The 21,261-nt window shown below is 46.3% G+C and carries 27 protein-coding genes; 17 read left to right on the top strand and 10 right to left on the bottom strand.

The window, feature by feature from the left end; translation table 11 throughout:
• Positions 1 to 116 precede the first annotated feature (116 nt).
• Genes ACZ520_RS17495 through ACZ520_RS17485 form a run of 3 tightly spaced genes read left to right on the top strand, consistent with a single transcriptional unit; the run spans position 117 to position 3,173 of the window.
• Positions 117 to 1,871, top strand: a complete 1,755-nt coding sequence (locus ACZ520_RS17495) for a reverse transcriptase domain-containing protein (protein ID WP_464126790.1) — start codon at positions 117 to 119, stop codon at positions 1,869 to 1,871.
• A complete protein-coding gene (locus tag ACZ520_RS17490) occupies positions 1,864 to 2,670 on the top strand; it encodes a hypothetical protein (protein ID WP_464126788.1) in 807 nt (268 codons plus the stop codon). The genes ACZ520_RS17495 and ACZ520_RS17490 overlap by 8 nt, the downstream gene beginning before the upstream one ends.
• A gap of 11 nt (positions 2,671 to 2,681) precedes the next feature.
• Positions 2,682 to 3,173: a hypothetical protein gene (locus ACZ520_RS17485; RefSeq protein ID WP_464126786.1), complete on the top strand. Its 492-nt coding sequence runs from the start codon at positions 2,682 to 2,684 to the stop codon at positions 3,171 to 3,173.
• On the opposite strand, the gene ACZ520_RS17480 is transcribed toward ACZ520_RS17485, so the two are convergent.
• Positions 3,170 to 3,964 carry a competence protein CoiA gene (locus tag ACZ520_RS17480; protein WP_464126784.1) on the bottom strand — a complete coding sequence of 265 codons (795 nt, stop codon included), beginning with the start codon at positions 3,962 to 3,964 and terminating at the stop codon, positions 3,170 to 3,172. The two genes, ACZ520_RS17485 and ACZ520_RS17480, sit on opposite strands and share 4 nt — an antisense overlap.
• 74 nt (positions 3,965 to 4,038) lie before the next feature.
• Here ACZ520_RS17480 and ACZ520_RS17475 point away from each other — a divergent pair, with 74 nt between their 5' ends.
• The 4 genes from ACZ520_RS17475 (at position 4,039) to ACZ520_RS17460 (ending at position 6,810) form a co-directional block, all read left to right on the top strand.
• Positions 4,039 to 4,569, top strand: a complete 531-nt coding sequence (locus tag ACZ520_RS17475; protein ID WP_464126782.1) for a CGNR zinc finger domain-containing protein — start codon at positions 4,039 to 4,041, stop codon at positions 4,567 to 4,569.
• Positions 4,562 to 5,161, top strand: coding sequence for a hypothetical protein (locus tag ACZ520_RS17470; protein WP_464126780.1), 600 nt, complete (start codon positions 4,562 to 4,564; stop codon positions 5,159 to 5,161). The genes ACZ520_RS17475 and ACZ520_RS17470 overlap by 8 nt, the downstream gene beginning before the upstream one ends.
• Positions 5,162 to 5,200: 39 nt before the next feature.
• Positions 5,201 to 6,118: a hypothetical protein gene (locus ACZ520_RS17465; protein WP_464126778.1), complete on the top strand. Its 918-nt coding sequence runs from the start codon at positions 5,201 to 5,203 to the stop codon at positions 6,116 to 6,118.
• 77 nt (positions 6,119 to 6,195) lie between these two features.
• Positions 6,196 to 6,810: a DUF938 domain-containing protein gene (locus ACZ520_RS17460; RefSeq protein ID WP_464126776.1), complete on the top strand. Its 615-nt coding sequence runs from the start codon at positions 6,196 to 6,198 to the stop codon at positions 6,808 to 6,810.
• A gap of 22 nt (positions 6,811 to 6,832) precedes the next feature.
• Here ACZ520_RS17460 and ACZ520_RS17455 read toward each other — a convergent pair whose 3' ends face one another.
• Together ACZ520_RS17455 and ACZ520_RS17450 are read right to left on the bottom strand one after the other, a co-directional pair.
• Positions 6,833 to 7,675, bottom strand: a complete 843-nt coding sequence (locus ACZ520_RS17455; RefSeq protein ID WP_464126774.1) for a DMT family transporter — start codon at positions 7,673 to 7,675, stop codon at positions 6,833 to 6,835.
• Positions 7,676 to 7,774: 99 nt separating this feature from the next.
• Complete coding sequence (locus ACZ520_RS17450; RefSeq protein WP_464126772.1) at positions 7,775 to 8,551, bottom strand: pirin family protein; 777 nt, start codon at positions 8,549 to 8,551, stop codon at positions 7,775 to 7,777.
• A gap of 88 nt (positions 8,552 to 8,639) precedes the next feature.
• On the opposite strand from ACZ520_RS17450, the gene ACZ520_RS17445 reads away from it, so the two are divergent.
• Positions 8,640 to 8,960 (top strand): winged helix-turn-helix transcriptional regulator, encoded by a 321-nt coding sequence (locus ACZ520_RS17445; RefSeq protein ID WP_088563923.1) that lies wholly within the window; start codon positions 8,640 to 8,642, stop codon positions 8,958 to 8,960.
• Here the strand turns inward: ACZ520_RS17445 and ACZ520_RS17440 are convergent.
• Both ACZ520_RS17440 and ACZ520_RS17435 read right to left on the bottom strand, forming a co-directional pair.
• Entirely contained in the window at positions 8,957 to 9,883 is a 927-nt protein-coding gene (locus ACZ520_RS17440; protein WP_464126770.1) for a JmjC domain-containing protein, read from the bottom strand. The two genes, ACZ520_RS17445 and ACZ520_RS17440, sit on opposite strands and share 4 nt — an antisense overlap.
• A 43-nt stretch (positions 9,884 to 9,926) precedes the next feature.
• Positions 9,927 to 11,669 (bottom strand): DEAD/DEAH box helicase family protein, encoded by a 1,743-nt coding sequence (locus tag ACZ520_RS17435; RefSeq protein WP_464126768.1) that lies wholly within the window; start codon positions 11,667 to 11,669, stop codon positions 9,927 to 9,929.
• Between the two features lie 81 nt (positions 11,670 to 11,750).
• Here ACZ520_RS17435 and ACZ520_RS17430 point away from each other — a divergent pair, with 81 nt between their 5' ends.
• From ACZ520_RS17430 to ACZ520_RS17420, 3 genes are all read left to right on the top strand, one after another.
• Complete coding sequence (locus tag ACZ520_RS17430) at positions 11,751 to 11,975, top strand: hypothetical protein (RefSeq protein ID WP_464126766.1); 225 nt, start codon at positions 11,751 to 11,753, stop codon at positions 11,973 to 11,975.
• Between the two features lie 81 nt (positions 11,976 to 12,056).
• A complete protein-coding gene (locus tag ACZ520_RS17425; protein WP_464126764.1) occupies positions 12,057 to 13,034 on the top strand; it encodes a PAS domain-containing protein in 978 nt (325 codons plus the stop codon).
• A gap of 15 nt (positions 13,035 to 13,049) precedes the next feature.
• Positions 13,050 to 13,652: a type 1 glutamine amidotransferase family protein gene (locus tag ACZ520_RS17420; protein ID WP_464126762.1), complete on the top strand. Its 603-nt coding sequence runs from the start codon at positions 13,050 to 13,052 to the stop codon at positions 13,650 to 13,652.
• A 14-nt stretch (positions 13,653 to 13,666) separates the two neighbouring features.
• Here ACZ520_RS17420 and ACZ520_RS17415 read toward each other — a convergent pair whose 3' ends face one another.
• On the bottom strand, positions 13,667 to 14,605 hold the full coding sequence (locus tag ACZ520_RS17415) for a sigma-70 family RNA polymerase sigma factor (RefSeq protein WP_464126760.1): 939 nt from the start codon (positions 14,603 to 14,605) through the stop codon (positions 13,667 to 13,669).
• A gap of 117 nt (positions 14,606 to 14,722) precedes the next feature.
• Here ACZ520_RS17415 and ACZ520_RS17410 point away from each other — a divergent pair, with 117 nt between their 5' ends.
• Together ACZ520_RS17410 and ACZ520_RS17405 are read left to right on the top strand one after the other, a co-directional pair.
• On the top strand, positions 14,723 to 15,199 hold the full coding sequence (locus tag ACZ520_RS17410; RefSeq protein ID WP_374031455.1) for a carboxymuconolactone decarboxylase family protein: 477 nt from the start codon (positions 14,723 to 14,725) through the stop codon (positions 15,197 to 15,199).
• 45 nt (positions 15,200 to 15,244) lie between these two features.
• Positions 15,245 to 15,745: an FBP domain-containing protein gene (locus ACZ520_RS17405; RefSeq protein WP_088563929.1), complete on the top strand. Its 501-nt coding sequence runs from the start codon at positions 15,245 to 15,247 to the stop codon at positions 15,743 to 15,745.
• On the opposite strand, the gene ACZ520_RS17400 is transcribed toward ACZ520_RS17405, so the two are convergent.
• Positions 15,742 to 16,377, bottom strand: coding sequence for a TetR/AcrR family transcriptional regulator (locus ACZ520_RS17400; RefSeq protein WP_417868097.1), 636 nt, complete (start codon positions 16,375 to 16,377; stop codon positions 15,742 to 15,744). The two genes, ACZ520_RS17405 and ACZ520_RS17400, sit on opposite strands and share 4 nt — an antisense overlap.
• A gap of 78 nt (positions 16,378 to 16,455) precedes the next feature.
• On the opposite strand from ACZ520_RS17400, the gene ACZ520_RS17395 reads away from it, so the two are divergent.
• The 3 genes from ACZ520_RS17395 to ACZ520_RS17385 are packed head-to-tail and all read left to right on the top strand — an operon-like array spanning position 16,456 to position 17,902.
• The gene (locus ACZ520_RS17395; protein WP_464126757.1) at positions 16,456 to 16,986 is read left to right on the top strand and encodes an SRPBCC family protein; all 531 of its coding nucleotides are present in this window, start codon (positions 16,456 to 16,458) and stop codon (positions 16,984 to 16,986) included.
• Positions 16,987 to 16,996: 10 nt separating this feature from the next.
• The gene (locus tag ACZ520_RS17390; RefSeq protein WP_088563932.1) at positions 16,997 to 17,410 is read left to right on the top strand and encodes a VOC family protein; all 414 of its coding nucleotides are present in this window, start codon (positions 16,997 to 16,999) and stop codon (positions 17,408 to 17,410) included.
• A gap of 9 nt (positions 17,411 to 17,419) precedes the next feature.
• Complete coding sequence (locus ACZ520_RS17385; RefSeq protein WP_374031450.1) at positions 17,420 to 17,902, top strand: SRPBCC family protein; 483 nt, start codon at positions 17,420 to 17,422, stop codon at positions 17,900 to 17,902.
• 34 nt (positions 17,903 to 17,936) lie between these two features.
• On the opposite strand, the gene ACZ520_RS17380 is transcribed toward ACZ520_RS17385, so the two are convergent.
• Positions 17,937 to 18,710, bottom strand: coding sequence for an exodeoxyribonuclease III (locus ACZ520_RS17380; protein WP_374031449.1), 774 nt, complete (start codon positions 18,708 to 18,710; stop codon positions 17,937 to 17,939).
• Between the two features lie 113 nt (positions 18,711 to 18,823).
• Here ACZ520_RS17380 and ACZ520_RS17375 point away from each other — a divergent pair, with 113 nt between their 5' ends.
• On the top strand, positions 18,824 to 19,816 hold the full coding sequence (locus ACZ520_RS17375; protein ID WP_464126754.1) for a VOC family protein: 993 nt from the start codon (positions 18,824 to 18,826) through the stop codon (positions 19,814 to 19,816).
• Positions 19,817 to 19,850: 34 nt separating this feature from the next.
• Here the strand turns inward: ACZ520_RS17375 and ACZ520_RS17370 are convergent, their stop codons facing one another.
• Together ACZ520_RS17370 and ACZ520_RS17365 are read right to left on the bottom strand one after the other, a co-directional pair.
• Positions 19,851 to 20,804 (bottom strand): SRPBCC family protein, encoded by a 954-nt coding sequence (locus ACZ520_RS17370; RefSeq protein ID WP_374031446.1) that lies wholly within the window; start codon positions 20,802 to 20,804, stop codon positions 19,851 to 19,853.
• Positions 20,788 to 21,153 carry an ArsR/SmtB family transcription factor gene (locus ACZ520_RS17365; protein ID WP_088563937.1) on the bottom strand — a complete coding sequence of 122 codons (366 nt, stop codon included), beginning with the start codon at positions 21,151 to 21,153 and terminating at the stop codon, positions 20,788 to 20,790. Before ACZ520_RS17365 ends, ACZ520_RS17370 begins: the two co-directional genes overlap by 17 nt.
• Between the last annotated feature and the right edge of the window lie 108 nt (positions 21,154 to 21,261).

Below are 21,261 nucleotides of genomic sequence, written 5' to 3'. Positions count from 1 at the left end.
GGCAACTAGTAAACGCCGGGTGCACGGTTGCCCCCAGCAATCTCTTATGGCCTTTTCTGCATGTAACATTCTGTTCATGGCGAAAGAGTGAATTAAATCGGGCAGACCGCTTTTTTATGGAACAAAAAAGTAAAGACGTCAAACTTGAGTCCTTAGAGACCTTAAAAGAAATCGCCGACTTGCTTAATGTAAAAGTAAAGCGATTAGGTATCGTATTATACTCGGAAAGAGACAATCGGGCTAGTCAGTATAAAGAATACTCCATTAAGAAAAAAAATGGTGGCATACGAGAAATTGCTGCTCCGGAGGTGGGCCTTAAGATCCTTCAAAAGAACCTGGCTAAGGTTCTCTTGGAGAGCTACCAAGTAAGACCATCAGCGCACGCCTTTTTACCCAATACTTCAATCATCACTAATGCAAAGAGACACCTTAAACACCGTCATATATTTAATTTAGATTTGAAAGACTTTTTCCCTTCGATAAACTTTGGAAGGGTTCGCGGAATGTTCATGGCGAAGCCTTATAATATGAATGCAAAAACGGCTACCGTCTTCGCCCAAATTGCATGCTATAAGAATTCAATTCCTCAGGGTGCTCCAACTTCTCCCATTATCTCAAATATGATTTGTTCAAAATTAGACGGTGAGCTACAAAAATTTGCAAAAGAGAACAAGTGTACGTACACGCGTTATGCCGATGATATTACTTTTTCCACGAACCAACCAGGCTTCCCGAAGGAAGTAGGTTTTCTTAAGGGAGAAGTAAGCCATTCTTCTGCTGCGCTCAGAAAGATAATTGAAAAAAATGGTTTCACAATAAACTCAAAAAAGGTTCGATTACAGTCTGATGACGACAGAAAGATAGTTACCGGAATTACAGTTAACAGTAAGTTGAACGTATCTAGAAAGTACGTTAGAAATTTACGCACCGCCTTGTATAAATGGAATCAACATGGCATCGAAACCGTTTCGAAAGAATATTTTGAAAAATATATTCCGACTTCAAAAGAAAAGAGCACTAAAAGATTCGATAAAATCATCCGTGGAAAGCTCGAGTTCCTAAGATTTGTTAGAAGCTCTAATAATAAGTCAGTGCACTATAGCAAGCATCATTCCAACCAAGGTGATATTTTTGAAAATCTAATCTTAAGATATTTTGAATGCGGCTTGAGAGATCATAACTGCACCGCTATTCGAACTGAGGGAAAGACAGATTGGATAATATTCGATGCAGTTCTGAAAGCTCTTCAGGCAAACAATGAGTTTAAAGATTTAAAAATAGCTTTTCATAAGATAAAAGAGGACCGTTTCTATGGAGATCAAACTCTCTCGAGCTTTTGTTCCTCTGCTAAGAAGCTAAGGAAGTTCAAGCAACGTATCATTTGTATTTTTGATCACGATAATGATGCGATAAAAAAGAACCACGAGCAGGGAGTAATTAGTTGGTCAAATAACGTCTTCTCAATGGTAATTCCTTTGCCTCCTGAGCATAAGAACTCTTGCAGTGCTGAACTTCTTTTTAAAGATGACGATATCCGACGGCTTGTTGTTGATGGGCGACGTCTATATTTATCCAATGAATTTAATAAAGACGGCACACTTAAAAGTAATGGGAATATTAAGTACCAAGGAAAGATAAAGCTCGATACTGGTGAAGTGAAGGTTATTGATTCGGACGTATTTGATAAGTCATCTGGTAAGTCTCTTGCATTATCTAAAAATCATTTCGCGAAAACAGTTAGTAAAAGTTCCACTTTATTAAATTGTGATCTTACGGCATTCAGAAAACTATTCAAAGAAATCGAAGAGTTTGAATCTCGAATGACAAAAGAAGGATCTAAAAATGTCGAGACGAAATCTTCAAATGCATAAAGATCATGACGTCCTATTAAGATGGAGAACTCAGCTCACTGATATTGAGGTTGATACATTCATCCCTTTATTCCTTGGACGACTTGATGGCCTTGGAGAAATTCTAAAGAAGATGCTCGAGATGTTGGAATACGCTCGAAATGACAAAGTTTTTATACATTCGGTAGAACAGGTTGTCAATCCAGGTGCCTTTGAAAAAAAGGCAAATCAAGGATCTGCTGGTGTCGCTTATTGCGACGGTATCGAAAAGACTATTAAAGAAAGTTTTTTAGCCAAGATTCAGTCAATAGAGATTGAATTCAAGTCGGCTAAGACTTTTAGAGAATTTGCCAAGTGTACTGCCCAACTGGATATGCTTTGCCAGTCAATTATTCAAAATAAAGCTGATCTATTTCTATTTAGTTTGCGACCTTTTGCTGAGATTGAAGACAAAAGGACAGGGCAAATCATTACAACAGAACCTGTTCATTACTCAATGATTCTTAGACCATTCGAAATCTGGTTATCAAATCTAAATCAAATTGCAGAAACTACGTCTGCGACCATCAATACGTGGCGAAAATCGCAATTAGAATGGAAGACAGATTACTTAAACTTTCGCGCGGGAGAAGCAGCAGCGAAAGGGAATCGAATGGTCCTATATACCAATATCGCCACTGTAACTGTAGCAATCTCGCTTTCGTGCTTGTTTCTGTTTATTCCCGATATCCTAAATTTGCGAAAGGAAAATCAGGAGCTCAGGGAGCGGATTCAGCAGATGATGGCCAGCCAAAATACAACAAATAAGAAATCTAAGTAGGGGTGGGTTGATTGGTTTCTAAAGAAAGTCTGGAGCTGCACGCACTTAATTTAGGTAAACTGCTGGGTAATCTACAAATGCTTGAGTTTCTCGCTCGAATGGCAATTTCAAAGTTGAACAGTCGTGAGTCGGAGCGAGTTATTAGCCAACTTCCTAGAATTAAATCAGGTGATCTTATTGAGATTAATATCTTCACTAACAAAGATGATCTAACACAAGTCTTAGAGAAATATAACAAGTGTGCTCCTTTGGAGTTCAAAATAGATATCAAACCGATTGTTACTCTGAGGGACGCCTTGGCACATGGTCGTACTTTTGGATTCGGTTCCCAAAAATATCTTCGCCTCTTAAAGTTTAATCGGAAAGCTGAAAACGACAGGGTAGAAGTTACAATAGCTGTCGACATGTCACCAGACTGGTTCGATGAACAGAACAATAGCCTCCAAATATGTCTCGAGAAAGCACGACTTTCAATTGGATATCTTAAGGCAGAGATAAATTAAAGAGGTCGTCGGTATCTCCATCTTTGGTGGGACAATGCAGCAAGAGGATCGGTATAACGCAAATTTTGTTGTTGTCTTGCCTGCGCGTCAAAACGTTTATTGAAATCAGAAAACAATATCTGGAATTTCTCTAGTAGCTCCTGAAAGATATCTTTTTCTGTTTCATCTTGGTGAATTTGAATGAATGCAGCACGAGAGAATTCACATATATATTTGCGATCTTGGAGCCCTGCGGGGAAAAGACACCATAATGAGGTTTCATCCCCAAAATCAAATAAGATTGGTGCATTAAGATTTGACCATTCTTTCAGTAGCGTATTTTCACTAGCAATGAAAATTCTGCGAACAAGAGGGCTATTATTTATAGAGGCCACTTCTCTAAGAGATTCGAAGAATTGAGATTTGTCTCGTTTTCGTCTTAGACCGTCTACTACCCAAGTAAGTCTCTTATAGAATGAGTTTCTGGAATTACGTTCTTCGGAGGATATAGCCGAATGCTGAAATTCCAACACCCAACCCTTTATGGTCTTTACGTCAGCAATATGCTTTTCTCCATCTTCTGCTTGGTGGACATATTCCTGCCATTCAATTTGGAAGTGAGACTTCCACCCACGATGCCATTCAGTTTCATTTTCCCACCAGGGGTCGCATTTGCGTTTCCCTCTATGAGCCCAATGCTTAATTTTAATGTGCCCACATTTAGGCGTCATTGGTTGTGCGCAGCCCACGCAGATACCAGATAGTCCTTTTTTAGCTTCTCGACGCTGTCCGTTTACAAGTGCAAACTTCATAATACCCTTCTTTGTTTAAATCGTGTAACACGATAAAATCACTAAAGGCGTTACGCCTTCAAGAGGGTTAATTCATGGAAAAAGCGTTACAAGACTGTTTTTATGTTCAACAAACGGATGTGACCGGCAAAACCAACGGAAAGCCCCCAATCAAATATGACAGGGAAAATGCCTCTTACCTTATTGATGGCGCCAACAATCACATTAGAAAAGCTGAAGCTCGAGATACAATCCAGATCGAGCATGATGAGTATATTCACTGGTGTATGAGTGAATACTTCAGAAACGGGTCTTCACCACTGTTATTGAATACTTTAAATAAGCATGTTTGCATCGTGGGACACCAATGTCACATTATGCCTGCTGGAAAAAAACTGACGGCAATATTTGTGGCTCACATTCCTCATAAGCCTCCTCCTAAGACTTTCGCTTCATACATGTTTTCAAATATGATTTCACTAGGTTGGCTAGAGGGACTGAGGAAATGTAAAAATCCAGATTGCCAACAGTTTTTCACCGGCAGAGCAAACGTAAAGTGGTGCTCTAAAACTTGCGGATCAAATTATCGGGTGGGTCAAATGCGAAAGAGAAGCCGGAATGTCTAACAACTGGATTCTTGATTTAAAGAAAGAAAAACTTTTCAAGCTATTTATGATCCGCGATGAAGTTAGTCTCCGCATAAGCGATCTCCTTTTAAGGCAACTCCAACTCGGCGTCTCGGACGACTCACTTCATGTACAAATGGTCATAGAAGAAATCAACACACTGGAGGGCTGGGGAAAAACGCGCACGAAGAGTGAGGAGCCGTTCCGGGGAAAGCATTTGAAGGGGCTTTATAAAAAACATTTTTTCCAAACGGCGCTAATAGCGAGAAATCTTCAAAGTGAATGGAAAATGCAAAGTAAAAAGTCTGAGAAGTTGAGAGGAATGATTCAAAGTATTTTGAAAACCAGCAGTGATCCTTTAAAGAAAAGCCAGGATATAGCCAGCGAATTTGTAAAGGCATTATCCGTACGAGAAAAACGTGGCGATTTAGACGGAGAGTGGATCGTATTCGCTAAGTATGAAGGTTTGAACTATTATTTAGTCCTCGCACACCACAAAGATGGAGATGAAAATATTCGAGAAGAAATTCTGAATTCATGTCATCAGCAGTTCCCATTTATAAAAGAGATTCTTCGAACAGAGCCACTGTAATTTACTTTATATTAACGAATACTTTGATGGGATGATTCAATGAGTTTAATGTTTAGAATCTTTGATTTTATGTATACCAAACTGGTGCCCGAATCACATCACGACAAAATGCTGTTTGAACAGTTGGATAGATGTATGAAATCTTATCCAAAATTGCGCAAGGTTATTCCTCAAAGTTGGCCTCGCCATTCAAAGTACGGAATTACAAATAGAAGAATGCATAAGTTTAACAAGGCACGACGAAAAAGACCTGAGGGCATGAACCTGCCGTTGTTCTTACACCTCTCTGAAGTTGAACCCGATAGGAAGATGAGAGAGATATTCCAATCAATCTTAGTTGCTCTTGATTGGTTTGCGTCTGAGATGATGGATAAACCAGGTGCGAAGTCCGTGCTCGAGCCGCTATGGACTAGTACGTGGGATTTACTTCGAATTTGGGGGGTGGTTTCCGAAGTATTTTTGATCCGTCATTTAAAAATTAATACAGATTTTCAATTGCAGGGATTTGATCGAAAGATCCCTGATTCACAAAAGACAGCAGATATTCATGCAATTCTGCTAGGAAGAGATACATGGATAGATGTCGAAGCTTCGGCTCTAGAACCCTTCAGGGGAACTGCCCAAGAATTTAGAGAGTTGCTGGTCATGCGCGCACGCAAAAAAATGACCGCAAAGTTCTCTGATCTTCCGTCAAGTCACTCAGGCATGATCATTTCTATATATAGGGTTATGAGCCCCGAGAATTTGCGCCTTTTCCAAACGGATTCAATATTGACCAAGCCCATCGCGGAGAAAAACGTTTCTGGGAGCATATTTTGGCTACTTCAAGGCAGGAAGCTCGGAACGCTAGATTCATTCGCGCTACATCTCGAGGGTTTTACTGCTTTTGACAAAACCGAGTTTTTTGTACAAATTCCAAGAAGAGTGAATCAGGATAGTTCCTTTGAGGAAACTTGATTTTCCTCCTTTCCTCCAATATCGTCGAGGAAGCATATGTTTTTCAAATATGGGCCTGAATTTTCCAAAGGAAAACCATGGAACTACCATTCTCCGCCGCTGCCGATCGTAATAAAGAGCCCATTTTGGAAGTTCTTAAGAAAGTCATCCGTCACGAAGACCACAACCTGCTCGAGGTGGGTGCCGGCACCGGACAACACGCGGTTTACCTTGCACCCTTCTTCCCTAAGATGGAATGGACTCCGACCGAAGTAGCAGAAAACCTGCCGATGCTTCGTGAGCGTATTAAGCAAGCTGCCATTCCAAATATCAAAACTCCGTTCCGAATGGTTGTCGGGGAGGATGATTTCCCGATTCGCACTTTCGACGTGATTTTGACGATCAATACATTCCACATCATGTCCTGGAAAGAGTGTAAGACTTTTATCAAATTGATCGCGGGCCGTTTAGAGGAAGGCGGGAAGGTTCTGATTTACGGGCCGTTCAACTATAACGGCCAGTTCACGACCCCCAGCAATGAAGAATTCGACAAATCCTTGCGCGAACGAGATCCGCAAAGTGGCATCCGCAATTTTGAAGACGTCTTAAGCGCGATGTTTAAAAATGGTTTTGAGTTCGTGAAAGACTTCGAAATGCCAGCGAACAATCGCATGCTGCTTTTCCGCAGGCTTAAATTCGTAAGAAAGAAATAGTCCTCATTTAAATTTAAAGGTCTCAGGCTTTGTTGTTAGCAACTATTTTGATATAAAGCCCGCCAAGAATAAGGGCCGTTGCAATAAAAAGTCTGAGACTTGTTTTTTCATTCAAAAGCAAGATTCCACCAAAGGCCGCGATGACCGGGCTTGATAGCATGGCCACGGCAGCAGTGCTTGTTTTCAGACTTTGCATGACGATATACCACAGTAAATATCCCAGCGCCGATGTCAGTGCTCCGGACAAAACGGCCCAAGTGGCACCCATGGTTGTCAGTTTTAGACCAAACACAAGATACAAAGCCAAAACGACCGGAAGGGTGAAGATAAAGTTCATTGCGGTCGCGGTGACGGGATCAGCGGCTTTCTTTCCAAGAATAGAATAAATCCCCCAGGATATTCCTGAAAGAGCCATCAATATAGAGGCCTGAACCGGCGGAACATCAAAGCCCGGAAGCACCAGATAAACCAATCCGGAAAGCGCGACGATCACGCCCAGCTTTTCAAAGCGCGACAGTTTTGCGCCGTTGTACATCGAGTATCCCAGCATCGTCATTTGCGCCGCCGGAAATACAATCAAAGCCCCCGTGCTGGCGGTCATCCGGACATAAGCCAGAGAAAAGAAAAGGGCATAAGAAAACAGCATGAGCGCCGGGAGCATGGCCATTCTATTACCGATGATCTTTTTGTCGTGATAGGCCTTCAGGGCCAAAGGCAATAGAATCGCAGCCCCGGCAAATAATCTTAAGATAGTAAAAGAAACCGGATCATTCGCGTGATCGCTCAACGCCAGTCTGCAGAAAATGGAATTTGCTGCAAAAGCCACCATCGTCAGTGAAGTGAGTAGAACGATCCTTAGGTTCATCCAAGCATTCAACGCCACTGACTTTGGTTTTGCATCAGTAATGAGGGTTTTTAGGTTCTTTATCTGATGTTCAACATACGGGTGACTGAAGGCAGTCTTTTAATTTTTGGTCTGTAATATCACGATGGCCTGTCCGGTGCCTTTGATGCCAAGCTTTCCACTTTGGGCAAGAATCCCATCACCGTCTTTTATATCTTTCCCATTCCAAGAAAGATCCCCAATAGAAACCGCATAGGCGAACTTGTCTTCAGGAATTTCAAAGACCTGTTCTTCCCCCTCGATCTTTGCAGCATACAACCACACATCCTGTCGGATATTCAGTGGGGCAGTGCTGGGTCCCGCCAACAGGTTGAAGCCTTTCTGGGTAAGACCTGCTTGCTGCACCACCGGCGTTCCAGACTTGGCATTCGGATGGATCCAGATCTGAAGCAGACGCAAAGGTTGGTCACTGAGATTCCCTTCCGCATGAAAAATCCCATCGCGAGCACTCATTAGTTGCAAGTGCTCCGCCGGAACTTCCTGATTCGTTCCTTTGTCATCCAAATGTTGAAGCTTGCCATGAACCACCCATGTCAGGATTTCCATGTCATTGTGGGGATGATCGGGGAAGCGGGATTTTGGCTGGATCTTCGCATCCGCCAATACCAGCAGATTTTTCAGTTGTTCGCCACGACCTGAATAAGGTCCCACGGTTGCGATAAAGTGATCTTTCAAAGACAGCCAGCCCAGGTTCATTTCCGGCAGTTGGGAATAAGGCCTAACTTGAATTTCGGATGTTTTTGAATTCATAGAGCTGTCTCCTAAAATCGCAAAGTGAAACAGAGCCGCCACTGAAAGAATTCCGATACCGGCAAATACAGGGAATCTTTTTTTCATTCTTCACGGCTCCTTATGGTATTCTGGGGCAGGTGGTATCTTTAGTAAAGTAGGGGTATTTTGGAAACTAGTTTCCTAGAGTGAACTAATGGCAAAAAGTAAATCATTGGAAGCCTGCCCGGTATATAAGACGGCGATGATTCTGGACGGAAAGTGGACGATTCTCATTTTTAGAGACTTGCTGGCTAATAAAGTCGTCCGTTTTAACGAACTTCGCCGGTCCCTGGGATCCATCAGCCCCAAAACCCTGACCGAGCGCCTGACGGAGCTTGAAGATCAAGGTCTGGTGAACAGAAAAGTCTACGCCGAGGTCCCGCCACGGGTGGAATACTCGCTGACTGAAAAAGGCAAAGGCCTTTCTGCAGTTTTTGACTCCATGGCAAAATTCGGAGACAAGTGGCTGAGCTAGATCAAGCCACCTTCCTGAAGCAGAAGCCTGCCGGAAATTTCAGGCAGCTCTGTTGCCAGGCTTTTTAGTAAGAATTCAAAACGTGCGATGGCGGCTTCTTTTCGTTCTTGATCAGTGCCTTCAAGTCCGTCGGCCAGTTCGCGCCATTCCGGTGATCTTAAAAGGACTTCCTGCAATGACTTGGTGAACACATCCGCCCACGTCGGTTGGCTGAATGTAAAGTTCAGTGAAAGGGATTCTTCCTCGGTGGTTGTTTCATGCCAATAACCGCGGGGAACAAACAAAACACAGCCCGGCTTCATCACGACTTCCATGCTGTCTTCATCCAAAGCATCGATCAGGTGAGCATGACACTGTTTTTCCAGGGCTGCCGGCATTTCTTCTGATCCGGTAGTAAAGCGCTCCGTGGGGAACTCTACGGATTCATTCGGCGCAAGTCTCCATGTCTTGGTGCCTTTGATCTGAATGATGAAGTTTGCATTGGCATCAAAGTGCAGACGGGTGCCGCAACCAGCCGGTGTGGCATAGGCAATCGAACGCGCTTTGCACAGATCGTTTTCAGCTCCACCAGTTACCAACCCCAAGTCCGCGCGGATATTCGTAAGCATGTCGGCAATTGTTGCATCCTGGCTTTGCATGGAATCAAAAACCAGGGTCATGTTGTTGCGATAGGCTTTCAGCGCATCACTGGGCTCAAGATGGATCGAGCTGTATTCGTCGTCAAAATCAGGCAGACAGGCCCGAACCTTGCGCTGGCGGGCAGAGATCAGATTTTTAAGATCTTGCATTTGCTCTAAGGCAAATATGTCCTGCAGTTTCCCCGGGGTCGCCGGAATAAACAAAGGCTCCACTGGCCAGTGGGAATTAAAGAATTCAGGAAGTGTGACAGGGGCCAATAGTTCTGCAAGACCAAGTTTTTTCATGTCTTGATTTAACCCCGAGAAACCGATCAGCGCTATCTATTCTTTAAGGTGCCAGCTCTTCAGCAAAGACTTTTTCGGTCACGCGCCAGAACTTGTCCTGTTTTCTGGCGATCACAAAGATCGGGGCGCGGAAAAGCTTCTGGAATCGGATGACTTCCTGAGGGCTTGTCAGATCCACGGCCAGTTCCGGCAGTCTGAGGTGGGATCTTAAGAAGTTGATATTGAACTTCTTCACGGCTGTTGTGTTGTTGAAGAAGTGGACTTCGCTGAGGTAATTGGATTCCAGATCGTAATAACGGATTTCAAGGTAAGGATTTGAATTCTTGTCCTTGCGCTCTTCAAATGAAATCCGGTCCGGAGTCATCACATGGGCGTTCTTGGAAAGCTTCGCCTGCTTCAGTTTGGCTTCGGCATCAATTAAGACGGCATCGCACTTTTCACAAGCCTTGGCCGTGATGTCGTTTTCACAGGAACAGTTATGGCAAAGTTTAAATCTGAAGCGGAATCCGCAGGGCTTGATTTCCAATGTGTTCGGGTCTTGAGAGGCCCCTTTGCATTTTCTGCCGAAATGTTCAAAGACCACGCCGTCATCATCGGCATAACCCCAGAAATCATTTTCAAAGGCACACTGGGGGCAGGCCACTTTGACCGGAACGGTGTCCTTGGCCGGGCGCTTGTCGCTGATCTCCGGGGCATAGATGTCGTGACCGACCCCGGTGTAATCCAGAACGTAACAGTCTTTTTTGTCTTCAGATAAACGAAGTCCGCGACCCACAATCTGCTGGTACAGACTGTTGGATTCCGTGGGGCGCAAGATCGCAATAACATCGACGTGAGGCGCATCAAATCCGGTGGTCAGGACTGACACATTCACCAGGTACTTGAATTTTTTCTGCTTGAAGTCGTGGATGATCTGCGCACGCTCTTTGATATCTGTATCACCAAAGACAACGCGGGCCTGATCCGCCGGAAGATAGGTCATGATTTCTTCAGCATGTTTAATGGTGCTGGCAAAAATCATCACACCCTGACGGTCGTACTTTTCCGTGATGTCGATGATGTTATTGATAATCAAAGGGGTCAGGCGCTTTTGATTCTTAAGAACTTCTTCAACCTCAGCGGTGGTGAAGGCGCGGTCTTTTCCCAGCAGGTCTGAAAAGTCATAACATGTGACCGGAATATCAACCTTCACCGGAATGGTCAGATAGCCGTGACGGATCATGTAGGACAGTGGCAGTTCATACACGCACTGCTTGAAGAATCGACTTTGTTCGGTTTTAAGCTCGCCGCCTTGATTGTATTCATAGATCCAGCCTAGCCCCATACGGTAAGGCGTGGCCGTCAGGCCCAAGACACACAACGTGGGGTTGCGATCCTGCAGCTTTTTAACGACTTCTTGATATTGTGTTGCGCCCTCTTCGGCGACACGATGGCATTCATCAATGATCAGCAAAGAAAAGTTGTTGAAGAACTCATCCGGGGCGCGGGCCACGGACTGTACGCTTCCAAAGATGGCCTTCTGATCGTGATCTTTCTTTCCCAGGCTGGCGGAAAAGATGCCGGCTTCCAGGCCATAGCTTCTGTACTTGTCATGGTTTTGTTCGACCAGCTCTTTGACGTGTGCCAGTACCAGGATGCGACCACGGGCGATGCGGGCCAATTCGGCGATAACCAAACTTTTTCCCGCACCTGTCGGCAATACAATGACAGCCGGTTCCCGTTTCTTCTGAAAATACCGGATCGTATTTGTAACCGCCTGCTGTTGATAGTCACGTAACCTGTACATGGGCCTACCTTACAGGATTAGGCTGAAAATCTCACTTCTTAAGTTTCTCTGGGCACAAGCTTATTTACAGCTGAGAGCGCCGTGACTAAACTGATTTTGCAGGAGGTCTATATGGATGAAAGTGATTTTGAGGGGACTTTGGTTCTTGAGAAAATTGCAGAGATCAATAAGATTGACGAGTTCTTTGAGGCCGTGGATTCTGACGACTTTGACCAGGCCCGAGCCCTGATGAGACGCGCCGGGGTGGACGGCGAGACCATAATGATGGTTCTGCGCAAGATGCGTGCGGCGGACGGCGAGCACTAAAGCTGTCCGCGTTAGCAGTTTACTTGAATCCTCCAATCCGGTTGTATATGATCCCCATGTACTGCTAGAGGGGCGTGGGTTTTGGCGTTAAACGACAAGAAAAAAACATTTGAGTATTTTAGTTCGTGGCATGTCCAGAACAAGATCACTCTGATCACTCTCATTGCCATTTTGCTGCTGTCAGCCCTGTTTGTGACGGCGGCCATCATTCTTCCGGCCATTACGACTTCACAAATCATTGCCTTTATTATTTTGATTCCAGCGTTGGCCTGCTTTGGGATTGCCACCTGCCATTCTTCCAGTCTGGAGCTGGCTAAAGCCCGTCGCGATTACGACAAGCTCGCGCAGCGTCTGTCTGAAACGGAAGATTCCCAGATCACATTGGATCGTTTCTTTTCCATTTCGAACGATCTGATGGCCGTTGCCGGTAAGGACGGGCGGCTGAAGAAAGTCAGTAAGTCCCTGGTGACCACCCTGGGCCATAGCGAGGAAACTCTGCTGAGCACGCCGTTCTTTGAGTTCATTCATCCGGAGGACCGCGTTTCCACCCGCGAAAACATCAAGGCCCTCAGCTTGGGTCTGCGTTCAGTGGGCTTTGTGAACCGCTATCGCACCGCCGATGGTTCTTACCGGACACTCAGTTGGAGTGCTGCTGCCGATGATGAGTTGGGTGTGAGAGTCGCCTCCGCTCGCGACGTGACCGATGAAGGAAGTATCAAAAGCCGTATGCAGAGGATGCTGGACTCGGCTTCTTTCCTGCTGATAGTGAAAGACACCGATGGCATTATCACCAACTGCAATGAGGCTTTTGCAGTATTGGTCGGTTTTACGCGGGAATCCTTATTGGGAAAAAGTGTTAAGCTGCTGAATTCGCCGTACCATTCGGCTCCAGCAGATAAAGAGCAGGAAGTTCTAAAATCCCTGGCGCCTTTGACTTATGATGAAGTGTTTGTGAAGGGCGGCGCCGAAGAAAAGTATATTTCCACCGTTTTTCCAATCCTTGATCAGACGGGAAAAGCTATTTCTATCGGTAAAGTCTCAGTCAAAGTAATGCAATGACCTTAGGAGGCCTTGATGGCTGCAAATGACAAAAAGATTTTGATCTATCTGCCGGATGAATACGCGGACTGGGAAGGTGCTTATCTGATGAGTGAGCTTTCTCAGAACAAGATTCCCTTCACTGTTGTGTCGGAAACAAAGAACACCATCACCTCCATCGGAACCCTCAAGGTACAACCTCAGGCGGCCATCACAGACTTTACTGCAGACCAGGTGTCAGCGTTGATTCTGATCGGCGGGGAAAACTGGCCTAATATGGACCGCAACAAAGACGTGCGTGCGATGGCAGCGCAGGTTCTGAAGCAAAACTCTTTGCTGGCGGCGATCTGCGGGGCGACTTTTGCGCTGGCGCAAGAAGGTTTGCTGAAAGACCGCAAACACACCAGTAATGATCTGAATATGCTAAAGGCTTTTGTGCCGACTTACGCTGAAGACGCCAATTACCAGAACAAGCTTGCAGTGACGGATGGAAATCTGATCACGGCATCCGGTGCCGGCCCGGTGGACTTCACGTTGGAGCTTTTGCGCGCTTTGGATGTTTACACCGAAGAAAAGCGTCAGCACTGGTATAACCTGTTCAAAAACGGCACCCCGCCACCGGCAGAGTTCTGGACATAGCATTGGGCGGGCCGCTAGCTTAGCGATGTCAGGCGCGCCAGTTTGTCCGGATTTCTTTGGGAATAAATTCGGGCAATCTTTCCGTCTTCAAACTCAAATGAAATCAGGGTTTCAAAGGCCCAATCGCCCGAAGGAAGCTTTTTAGAAATCACCACACCCGGACGTCCACTGACCGGGTGCAATTCCATCTTCATCTCATATGGCGGTTTCACGCGAGAAGAATAAATGCCCGCAAAGAACCGCGCGATATCATACGGCGTGCGCAGGATGTGCGGAACAGCCGAGATCTTTCCGCCCCCATCAGCCCAAAATTCAGAGCTGTCCGCCAGAAGCAGACTTAAGGCTTCGGTATTGCCGGTTCGGGCGGTTTCAAAGAACTGCGAAATCAGCCTTGTGGGATTGGCACCTTCGGCAGATTCAAAACGTTTTTTGTTTGCGGAAATAAACTCACGCGCTCTTTGAGCGATCTTTCTGCAGGCGGTTTCGGATTTGTTTAAGAATTCAGAGATTTCCTTGAATGAATAATCAAAGATTTCATTCAGCAGATAGACGGCACGCTCTTCTGGATTTAGGCGTTCCAAGAGCAGCAGAAAACTTGTAGTCAGACTTTCGCTTCTGATCAGATTTTTGTCAGCGGAATCGGTCTCGGGCAAGTTCCAGTATTGAAGACTGTCGGGCACTGCATCCGGAAGCCAGGTTCCGGAATAAGATTCCCGCTGTTTGTAAGCAGACTTCAGCAGATCCAGCGCACGGTGGGAACATATCTTGGTCAGCCAGGATTTGTGGTTTTCGATGGTGGAAGGATCGGTTTTCGCCGCCTCAATAAAGACATCCTGAACCAGGTCTTCGGCTTCGGCCAGACTTCCGGTCATTCTGAACGTGAATGATATCAAATAGGGACGGTGCTGTGAAAAGGACGGTTCCCATTCTTTAAAATAAAGCGGTGTTTCCATGTCGATAAGACGAGTTTAAAAGGCGAAATGTGACAATTCACCTTAAAATATTCAGATTTGTCACAATTTTCAGGCCTCCCTCGTCTTAAGGGTACAAACCGCTTTCAAGGAGCCTCTATGCATAAAGCAAGAATTCAGTTCGCACCCATGATTCAAGATCAGTTCCAAAAGCTCGCTCAAATGAGCCAGTCGGTGGAAGAAACCCTTGGTGAAAGCCTGTTTGGTCTGGTTCATAACCGTGTTTCCCAGATCAACGGCTGTGCGTTCTGTCTGGATATGGATGTGAAAAAAGCCAAAATCCGCGGTGAACGCGAGCTGCGTATGTATCACATTGCCGTGTGGCGCGATTCTCATCTGTTTACGGATAAGGAAAGAGCCGCTTTGGAATGGAGCGAGGCGGTCACCAAGCTTCACGGTGATAATATCAGTGATGAACTGTATCAGCGTGTTCGTGAACACTTCTCTGAAAAGGAGCTGGTTCATCTGACGTTGGGGATCAGCGTGGTGAATGTGTGGAACCGTCTGAATGTGGCTTTCCGCAATCCCGCCGGGTCCGCGGATGCCTATTTCGGTCTTGATAAGGCGGGTCTATAGTTGAAATTGTTCGATTTGATCATGGGCTTGGAATATTCTAAGTCCATGATTAAATCTCACAGCAATAATTTCCAGGCCGAACATTCCTTTTCGATCAGCTCTGAAGATGAGCTGGTGAAGTCGTTCCGTGTGCGTGATCAGAAGAAATTGGTTCTGCCCGATCGCCTGCGCTATCCGCTGAATATTCGTTCTTACTTCACCTGGAAAGAGCCTTCCGGCGTTTACACCTATCTGGTGATGAAGATGCCGAACTGGGATCTTCCCAAAGGGGTTGCGTTTAAAAGAACAGCTCCCAGCGGTGAGCCCACGGGAGGGCTGTGCAACTGGTGCCACGCCTATGGATCTTCAGAAGAAATCGGCCTCTTGTCGGTGGCGATGAGTGCCAATGTCAGTAATTCGTACATGATCTGTCAGGACTTGCGTTGTATCGAAAAGATCGAAGAAGCGGCGATGCTGGCTGGAAAAGATCCTGAAAAGAACATCAACGAGCTTTACCAGAAGATGCAAAAGCTCTTTGAAAATATCAGCGGCTATCGTCCTGATTAGGCTTTTAGAATTTCAAAATATCTTTTTAAGGAATCATAAAGAGCATTAAAGGCTTTGGGGTCTTCAAGGCCTTTTAGCATTCCGTAAAAACCCTCATGCGCCATCACCACGAAATGCGCCACCTGACGGGTGTTGATATCTTCACGCAGATACCCCGCTTTTTTGGCGCGCTTGAGTTCCTGATCCATGCCATCGATCCAATAGTTCAGAGCATCTTGCAAACGTGCTTTAAAGCCCGGATCCACCGGAGCCATTTCCTGCACTAGATTATTCAAAGGACAACCATAGCGAAGTTCCTGAGGATCGGCTTTGCCGATCAGGTTTTTTAGCTGCAACAAGATCCCTTCCAGGGGGTTTTCATAGGTTTTCAGTGGATCAATCCAGCGGGCGTAGGTCATCGGTTTGATGACTTCATCGACCAGGGCATAGCCCAGATCCAGTTTTGTCGGGAACTGATGGTAAAAGGCCCCTTTGGTCATCGATGTCTTTTTGACAATGTCATCGATGCTAACCCCTTGAAATCCGCGGGTAAAGACCTCCCAAAAGGCCGCATCCAAAATCTCTTTGCGGGACTTTTCCAGGTTTCGGGTCTTTTTAACGGGTGCTTTCTGCCCCTTTTTTCCTTTTTCCATGTAAAGAGTCTAGCAAAAAAGACCGATCTTTACAACATACTAAATAGTATGTTAATGTTTCTCATATAGGAGGTCGTTATGTTGATCAAAGTAGTCGTGGGTATGCTGGTTGTCGTGGCACTGTTTTTGGCCTTTATCGCCACTCGCAAGGGTGAGTTCCGTTATGAAGTCAGCGAAGTGATCGCGGCTCCGCCGGAAAAGATCTTTCCATATATTAGTGATTTGAAGCTGGGCGGGGAGTGGTCTCCTTTTGAAAAAGTGGACCCCAACATGAAAAAAGAATTTATCGGTGAACCGAATCAAGTCGGCGGCAAAATGACCTTTGCGGGGAACAAAGACGCTGGCGCAGGATCAATAGAAATTATCCGAATTATTCCCAACGAGCTGGTGCAGCTTCGTCTGCTGATGACGGAGCCCTTGGCTGCTGACAACATTGTGGAATACCGCCTGACCCCCGAAGGACAAGGCACCCGTTTCAGTTGGGCCATGTCCGGTAATGGCGGTTATGTTGGAAAACTTGTTACATTCTTTATCGATTGCGAAAAAATGGTCACGGATCAATTCCGCAAGGGCTTTGAAAATCTTAAAGCCATCGTGGAAGTAAAGTAAGGAGCTGCAAATGAAAGGCGAATTTTGGATCAACCTTCCTTCGAAAGACATTGAAAAGACCCGCAAGTTCTATACGGAGCTGGGTTTTGAAATGAACACCGCCCATGCAGCCCCGCACATGGTGGGAATGTTTTTGGGAAGCAAGAAGGTGGTGCTGAACATATTTCCGGATGTGATGTTTAAGGAATTTATTGGTGGATCTGCTGTGACGGAAAGTCATGAATCCGGAGAAGTGCTGTTTTCATTGGGTGCGGACTCGGTCGAGGAAGTGGATGATTGGGCCCGCCGCGCTGAAAAAGCAGGGGCTAAATCCTTTGGGGATCCTGGAGACAAAGACGGTTGGATGTACGGATGTGGCTTTGCCGATCCCGATGGCCACCGCTGGAATATTTTATTTATGAACATGAGCAAGATGCCGAAATAGGAGGCCGTTATGAAGATTGATCCAAAGCTTGATCTGGTGCTGGAAAGAGTTATTGATTTGACCCCTGAACAGGTATGGAAGGGCTGGACGACTCCAGAGATTCTGACCAAGTGGTTCTGTCCAGAACCATGGAAAACCATCGAAGCCGAAGTGGATCTGAAGCCCGGTGGGATCTTCCGCACGGTGATGCAGTCTCCGGAAGGTGACAAGTACCCGAATGTCGGCTGCTTCCTGGAGGTTGAAAAAAACAAGAAGCTTGTGTGGACCGATGTTTTGGCTCCTGGATTCCGTCCGGTTCCGACGGTGGAATCTGGCGCGGGCTTCCCGATGACGGCTTTCATTTTGCTGGAAGAGCATCAGGGTAAAACCAAGTACACGGCCGTGGCCCGCCATCGCAGTGAAGAGGATCTGAAAAAACACGAAGCCATGGGTTTTCACGAGGGCTGGGGCATTTGTGCCGATCAGCTTGTGAAAGTGATGAAGAGTCTTTAAAAAGAAAAAGCGGCTTGTAACAAAGCCGCTTTTTTTATTTCTTCAGTGTCAGGCGCACCGGACAGTGGTCAGAGCCCATCACATCCGGGCAGTGAGCCGCTGCTTTGAGGCGGTCGGAAGCCTCTTTGTTCACCAGGAAATAATCCAAGCGCCATCCGATGTTCTTTTCGCGAACTCCGGGACGGTAGCTCCACCAGGTATAATGATCAGGGCCCTGTTCAAATTTTCTGAAACTGTCGACCCATTCAAGCTTATCCAGGAACCGTGTCATCCATGCGCGTTCTTCGGGAAGGAATCCGGCATTTTTCATATTGGATTTCGGATTGCGCAGATCGATCTCTTTGTGGGCGATATTAAAGTCCCCGCAAATGATGACCTCGCGGCCTTTTTTTCTGAGTGCCTGCAGGCGCTTTTCCGCCGCCGCACAGAATTCAAGCTTAAAGGGCAAACGGGTGTGTTCGCGCTGACTGTTCGGCCAATAGCTGTTCACAACCGTGATGGGGCCAAAATCCGCCTCCAGCCAGCGGCCTTCGACATCAAACTTGGCAATACCCAAACCAATGCGCACATCGTCGGGCTCTTTCTTGGAATAAAGCGCCAGGCCGGAATAACCAGCTTTTTCGGCAAAAGCCCAGGCAGAATGATATTTGGCCGGATGATAGAATTCTTCATCCTTTTTGATGGCTTCATCGGTGATTTTAATTTCCTGCAGGCAGACGATGTCGGCCTTTTCTTTTTCGAACCATTCGCGGAAATTTTTGCGGTGGACCGAACGCAACCCATTCACATTCCAAGAGATCATTTTCATAAGCCCTACAATAGGGGGTTTTGCCGATGGAGGTCAAGGCCGGTCGAGGGTTGCCGCCGCCCGGGTTTTGATACTATAAAAGGCTCATCTTTCTGGGGCGTCTAAAAATGAATATGAATGAATTTAACATCGCAGCTCAGGACTTTTTGCAGAGGGTATTCAATAAATTGGATGCTCAGAATATCCAATTGGATAAGCATTGGTTCATCGATCATCTTTGTTATCGCGTCTCTTCGTTGGAGAATTATAACTCCTTTAAGAAACAATTCGCATCTTTTGCCGAGCTTCTGATTGAAAGTGATGTGAACGGGCGCCCCATTGCCACATACAAATTCGCTGAGCCCATTTGTTTTCGAGATTGGTCCATTCAGGTGGTTGAGCTTCCGGCACCGAAGCCGGGTAAAATCACCATCGAGGGTTTTGAACACTTTGAAGTGGTCGCAGATGTCGGCTTTGATGAAATCAAGTCTCGCTATCCAAATGCAGTATTCAGTGAATCAGGCTTAAAAAAGGATTTTAATCCGGAGCTTGAAATTTCGTTGGATGAACTGGCGATCAAATTTCATCCCTTGTCTTTGGAATCTGTTATCCGACTGGAAAAGAACGAAGCCGTTTATGCAGCCGTGAAAAGCGCAGGTGTTCTGAAGTCCCTGAAGGAACATCAGCCCCTGTTGGTGGGAACATTCCCACTGGGTATCGATGTTTCAGGATCTGACGTGGATGTTCTGATCAACGTTCCAGATCTGACGGCAGCCGAGACTTTGTTTAAAAAGCATTTCTCCGGCTTTGAAAACTTCAAGACCGAAACCCACGCGCAGTATTCTGCGGTGACAGCTTCTTTTGATTTCCAAGGTGTGCCCTTTGAGGTCTTTGCCCAAGTCAAAGATTCCGCCAAACAAAGCGGCAATCTGCACTTCCTGGCAGAAGAGCGTCTGTTGCATGTGGGGGGAGCATCGTTGGGTGATAAGATTCTGGCTTTGCGTAAAGCCGGGGATAAGACCGAGCCTGCTTTTGCCAAGGCATTGGGGCTGTCCGGGAATCCCTATGACGAGCTTTTGCGATTGCAAAAACTCAGCGAGTCTGAACTTCGTCAGCTTCTGAAATAAAAAAAGGCCGTGGGTGTCACGGCCTTTTTCATTCTTATTTTTTCGCCAGCAACTCTTCCAGTTTGTCGAAGGATCCAGTCCATCCTTGCGTCATTCCGGCGCGGCCTTGAACAAAGGTCGCCAGTTCCTCTTTCGTCCATGTGCCGTGAGCTTCCCAGGTGATTGTGACCCGGGTTTCATCCGGAGCTTCCTCGGTCAGCAGCACCGTGGTCTTCATGGATTCAGGCCACGTCGGCGCCAGTGGGTGACGGGAGGGTCTTTCGTCCTTGTCGCAGAACTGCTGTGTGTACACGATGCGGTCCGGGCGATGAATTTCCAGATAGTCGGCGCGACTGTAAAATTCGACACCTTTTCCGTCCGTCATCATGCAAAGCGTGCTGCCGCCGGGTTTAATATCCGCGCGCAGGAACTTCATGGTGAACCCTGTCGGTGGGATCCATTTGGCAAAGTGCTCTGGATTTGTCCACATCTCAAACACCGTGTTGATCGGGGCTTCAAAGGAGCGGTTGATCACAAAGGTCTCGTGTCCGGTGGACTCTTTCTCCAGATACTCTGCCAGACGGTCCCAAGTGGAGTTGCCACCTGCAGCTTTGATAAACTTTCTGGTTTCTTGTGCGGCTTCAGGTGTCGGCAAAGTCATGGTCATTTCAAGTTTGGTTTTGCCTTTGACGTCCTGGAATGTCGCCGTCACCCGGAACAGAGGAGGCCTGTCATCATTGCCTCCGTGGTCGTACACCAGTCGGGAGCGTTCTACGACTTCATGATAAATGGTTTTGTTTTCCCAGTTGGTTCCATCAGGTCCATGCATGGTGTAAGCCCAGTGGCCGCCGGGGCGCAGGTCCTTGCTGTGAGTGGTGATGGTGAATCCTCGCGGACCCCACCACTTGGCGACTTGATCAGGGTCCGTCCAGGCATCCCACACGGCCTTCACCGGAGCATCGTAGATTCTGGTAATTTTAATTTCGTTGGATTTACTTTTTGCGGCCATGTTTTTTCCCTTTCGGTTTTTCTTTCACAGTGACGGTTTTTAAGTAGGCATCTAAGCGATCAAGGCTTTCTTCCCAGAAGACCCGGTATTGCTCCATCCAGTCGGCGACATCTTTTAAGCCGTCGCCATTCAATTTGCAGGGGCGCCACTGGGCTTCTTTGGATTTCGTAATCAGGCCCGCTTTTTCCAGGACCTTCAGATGTTTGGTGACAGCAGGCAGGCTCATTTCCTTTAGAAATGGCTTTGCCAAATCCGACACATTGGCTTCACCTTTTGAAAGCTGAGCCAGCATCGCCCGGCGGGTCGGGTCGGCAAGGGCGGCAAAGGTCAGGCTAAGATGGTCTTGCATAATACACCTATCGGTTAATTAACTAATAAGTTAAATATAAACCTCTGGAAGGGGTCTGTCAAATTTGGCCTTAAAACAAGTGATTTCAGTAAGTTATAAATATCACAA

The organism is Bdellovibrio sp. BIS2 (assembly GCF_055398295.1).
Note: the sequence above shows the minus strand (reverse complement) of the source record. Positions and strands in the feature narration are given on the sequence as shown.

Coding starts and splice junctions, on each gene's coding strand:
- ACZ520_RS17495 (WP_464126790.1), top strand. CDS start 117: ATGGAACAAAAAAGTAAAGACGTCAAACTTGAGTCCTTAGAGACCTTA.
- ACZ520_RS17490 (WP_464126788.1), top strand. CDS start 1,864: ATGCATAAAGATCATGACGTCCTATTAAGATGGAGAACTCAGCTCACT.
- ACZ520_RS17480 (WP_464126784.1), bottom strand. CDS start 3,964: ATGAAGTTTGCACTTGTAAACGGACAGCGTCGAGAAGCTAAAAAAGGA.
- ACZ520_RS17475 (WP_464126782.1), top strand. CDS start 4,039: ATGGAAAAAGCGTTACAAGACTGTTTTTATGTTCAACAAACGGATGTG.
- ACZ520_RS17470 (WP_464126780.1), top strand. CDS start 4,562: ATGTCTAACAACTGGATTCTTGATTTAAAGAAAGAAAAACTTTTCAAG.
- ACZ520_RS17465 (WP_464126778.1), top strand. CDS start 5,201: ATGAGTTTAATGTTTAGAATCTTTGATTTTATGTATACCAAACTGGTG.
- ACZ520_RS17460 (WP_464126776.1), top strand. CDS start 6,196: ATGGAACTACCATTCTCCGCCGCTGCCGATCGTAATAAAGAGCCCATT.
- ACZ520_RS17455 (WP_464126774.1), bottom strand. CDS start 7,675: ATGAACCTAAGGATCGTTCTACTCACTTCACTGACGATGGTGGCTTTT.
- ACZ520_RS17450 (WP_464126772.1), bottom strand. CDS start 8,551: ATGAAAAAAAGATTCCCTGTATTTGCCGGTATCGGAATTCTTTCAGTG.
- ACZ520_RS17445 (WP_088563923.1), top strand. CDS start 8,640: ATGGCAAAAAGTAAATCATTGGAAGCCTGCCCGGTATATAAGACGGCG.
- ACZ520_RS17440 (WP_464126770.1), bottom strand. CDS start 9,883: ATGAAAAAACTTGGTCTTGCAGAACTATTGGCCCCTGTCACACTTCCT.
- ACZ520_RS17435 (WP_464126768.1), bottom strand. CDS start 11,669: ATGTACAGGTTACGTGACTATCAACAGCAGGCGGTTACAAATACGATC.
- ACZ520_RS17420 (WP_464126762.1), top strand. CDS start 13,050: ATGGCTGCAAATGACAAAAAGATTTTGATCTATCTGCCGGATGAATAC.
- ACZ520_RS17415 (WP_464126760.1), bottom strand. CDS start 14,605: ATGGAAACACCGCTTTATTTTAAAGAATGGGAACCGTCCTTTTCACAG.
- ACZ520_RS17410 (WP_374031455.1), top strand. CDS start 14,723: ATGCATAAAGCAAGAATTCAGTTCGCACCCATGATTCAAGATCAGTTC.
- ACZ520_RS17405 (WP_088563929.1), top strand. CDS start 15,245: ATGATTAAATCTCACAGCAATAATTTCCAGGCCGAACATTCCTTTTCG.
- ACZ520_RS17400 (WP_417868097.1), bottom strand. CDS start 16,377: ATGGAAAAAGGAAAAAAGGGGCAGAAAGCACCCGTTAAAAAGACCCGA.
- ACZ520_RS17395 (WP_464126757.1), top strand. CDS start 16,456: ATGTTGATCAAAGTAGTCGTGGGTATGCTGGTTGTCGTGGCACTGTTT.
- ACZ520_RS17390 (WP_088563932.1), top strand. CDS start 16,997: ATGAAAGGCGAATTTTGGATCAACCTTCCTTCGAAAGACATTGAAAAG.
- ACZ520_RS17385 (WP_374031450.1), top strand. CDS start 17,420: ATGAAGATTGATCCAAAGCTTGATCTGGTGCTGGAAAGAGTTATTGAT.
- ACZ520_RS17380 (WP_374031449.1), bottom strand. CDS start 18,710: ATGAAAATGATCTCTTGGAATGTGAATGGGTTGCGTTCGGTCCACCGC.
- ACZ520_RS17375 (WP_464126754.1), top strand. CDS start 18,824: ATGAATGAATTTAACATCGCAGCTCAGGACTTTTTGCAGAGGGTATTC.
- ACZ520_RS17370 (WP_374031446.1), bottom strand. CDS start 20,804: ATGGCCGCAAAAAGTAAATCCAACGAAATTAAAATTACCAGAATCTAC.
- ACZ520_RS17365 (WP_088563937.1), bottom strand. CDS start 21,153: ATGCAAGACCATCTTAGCCTGACCTTTGCCGCCCTTGCCGACCCGACC.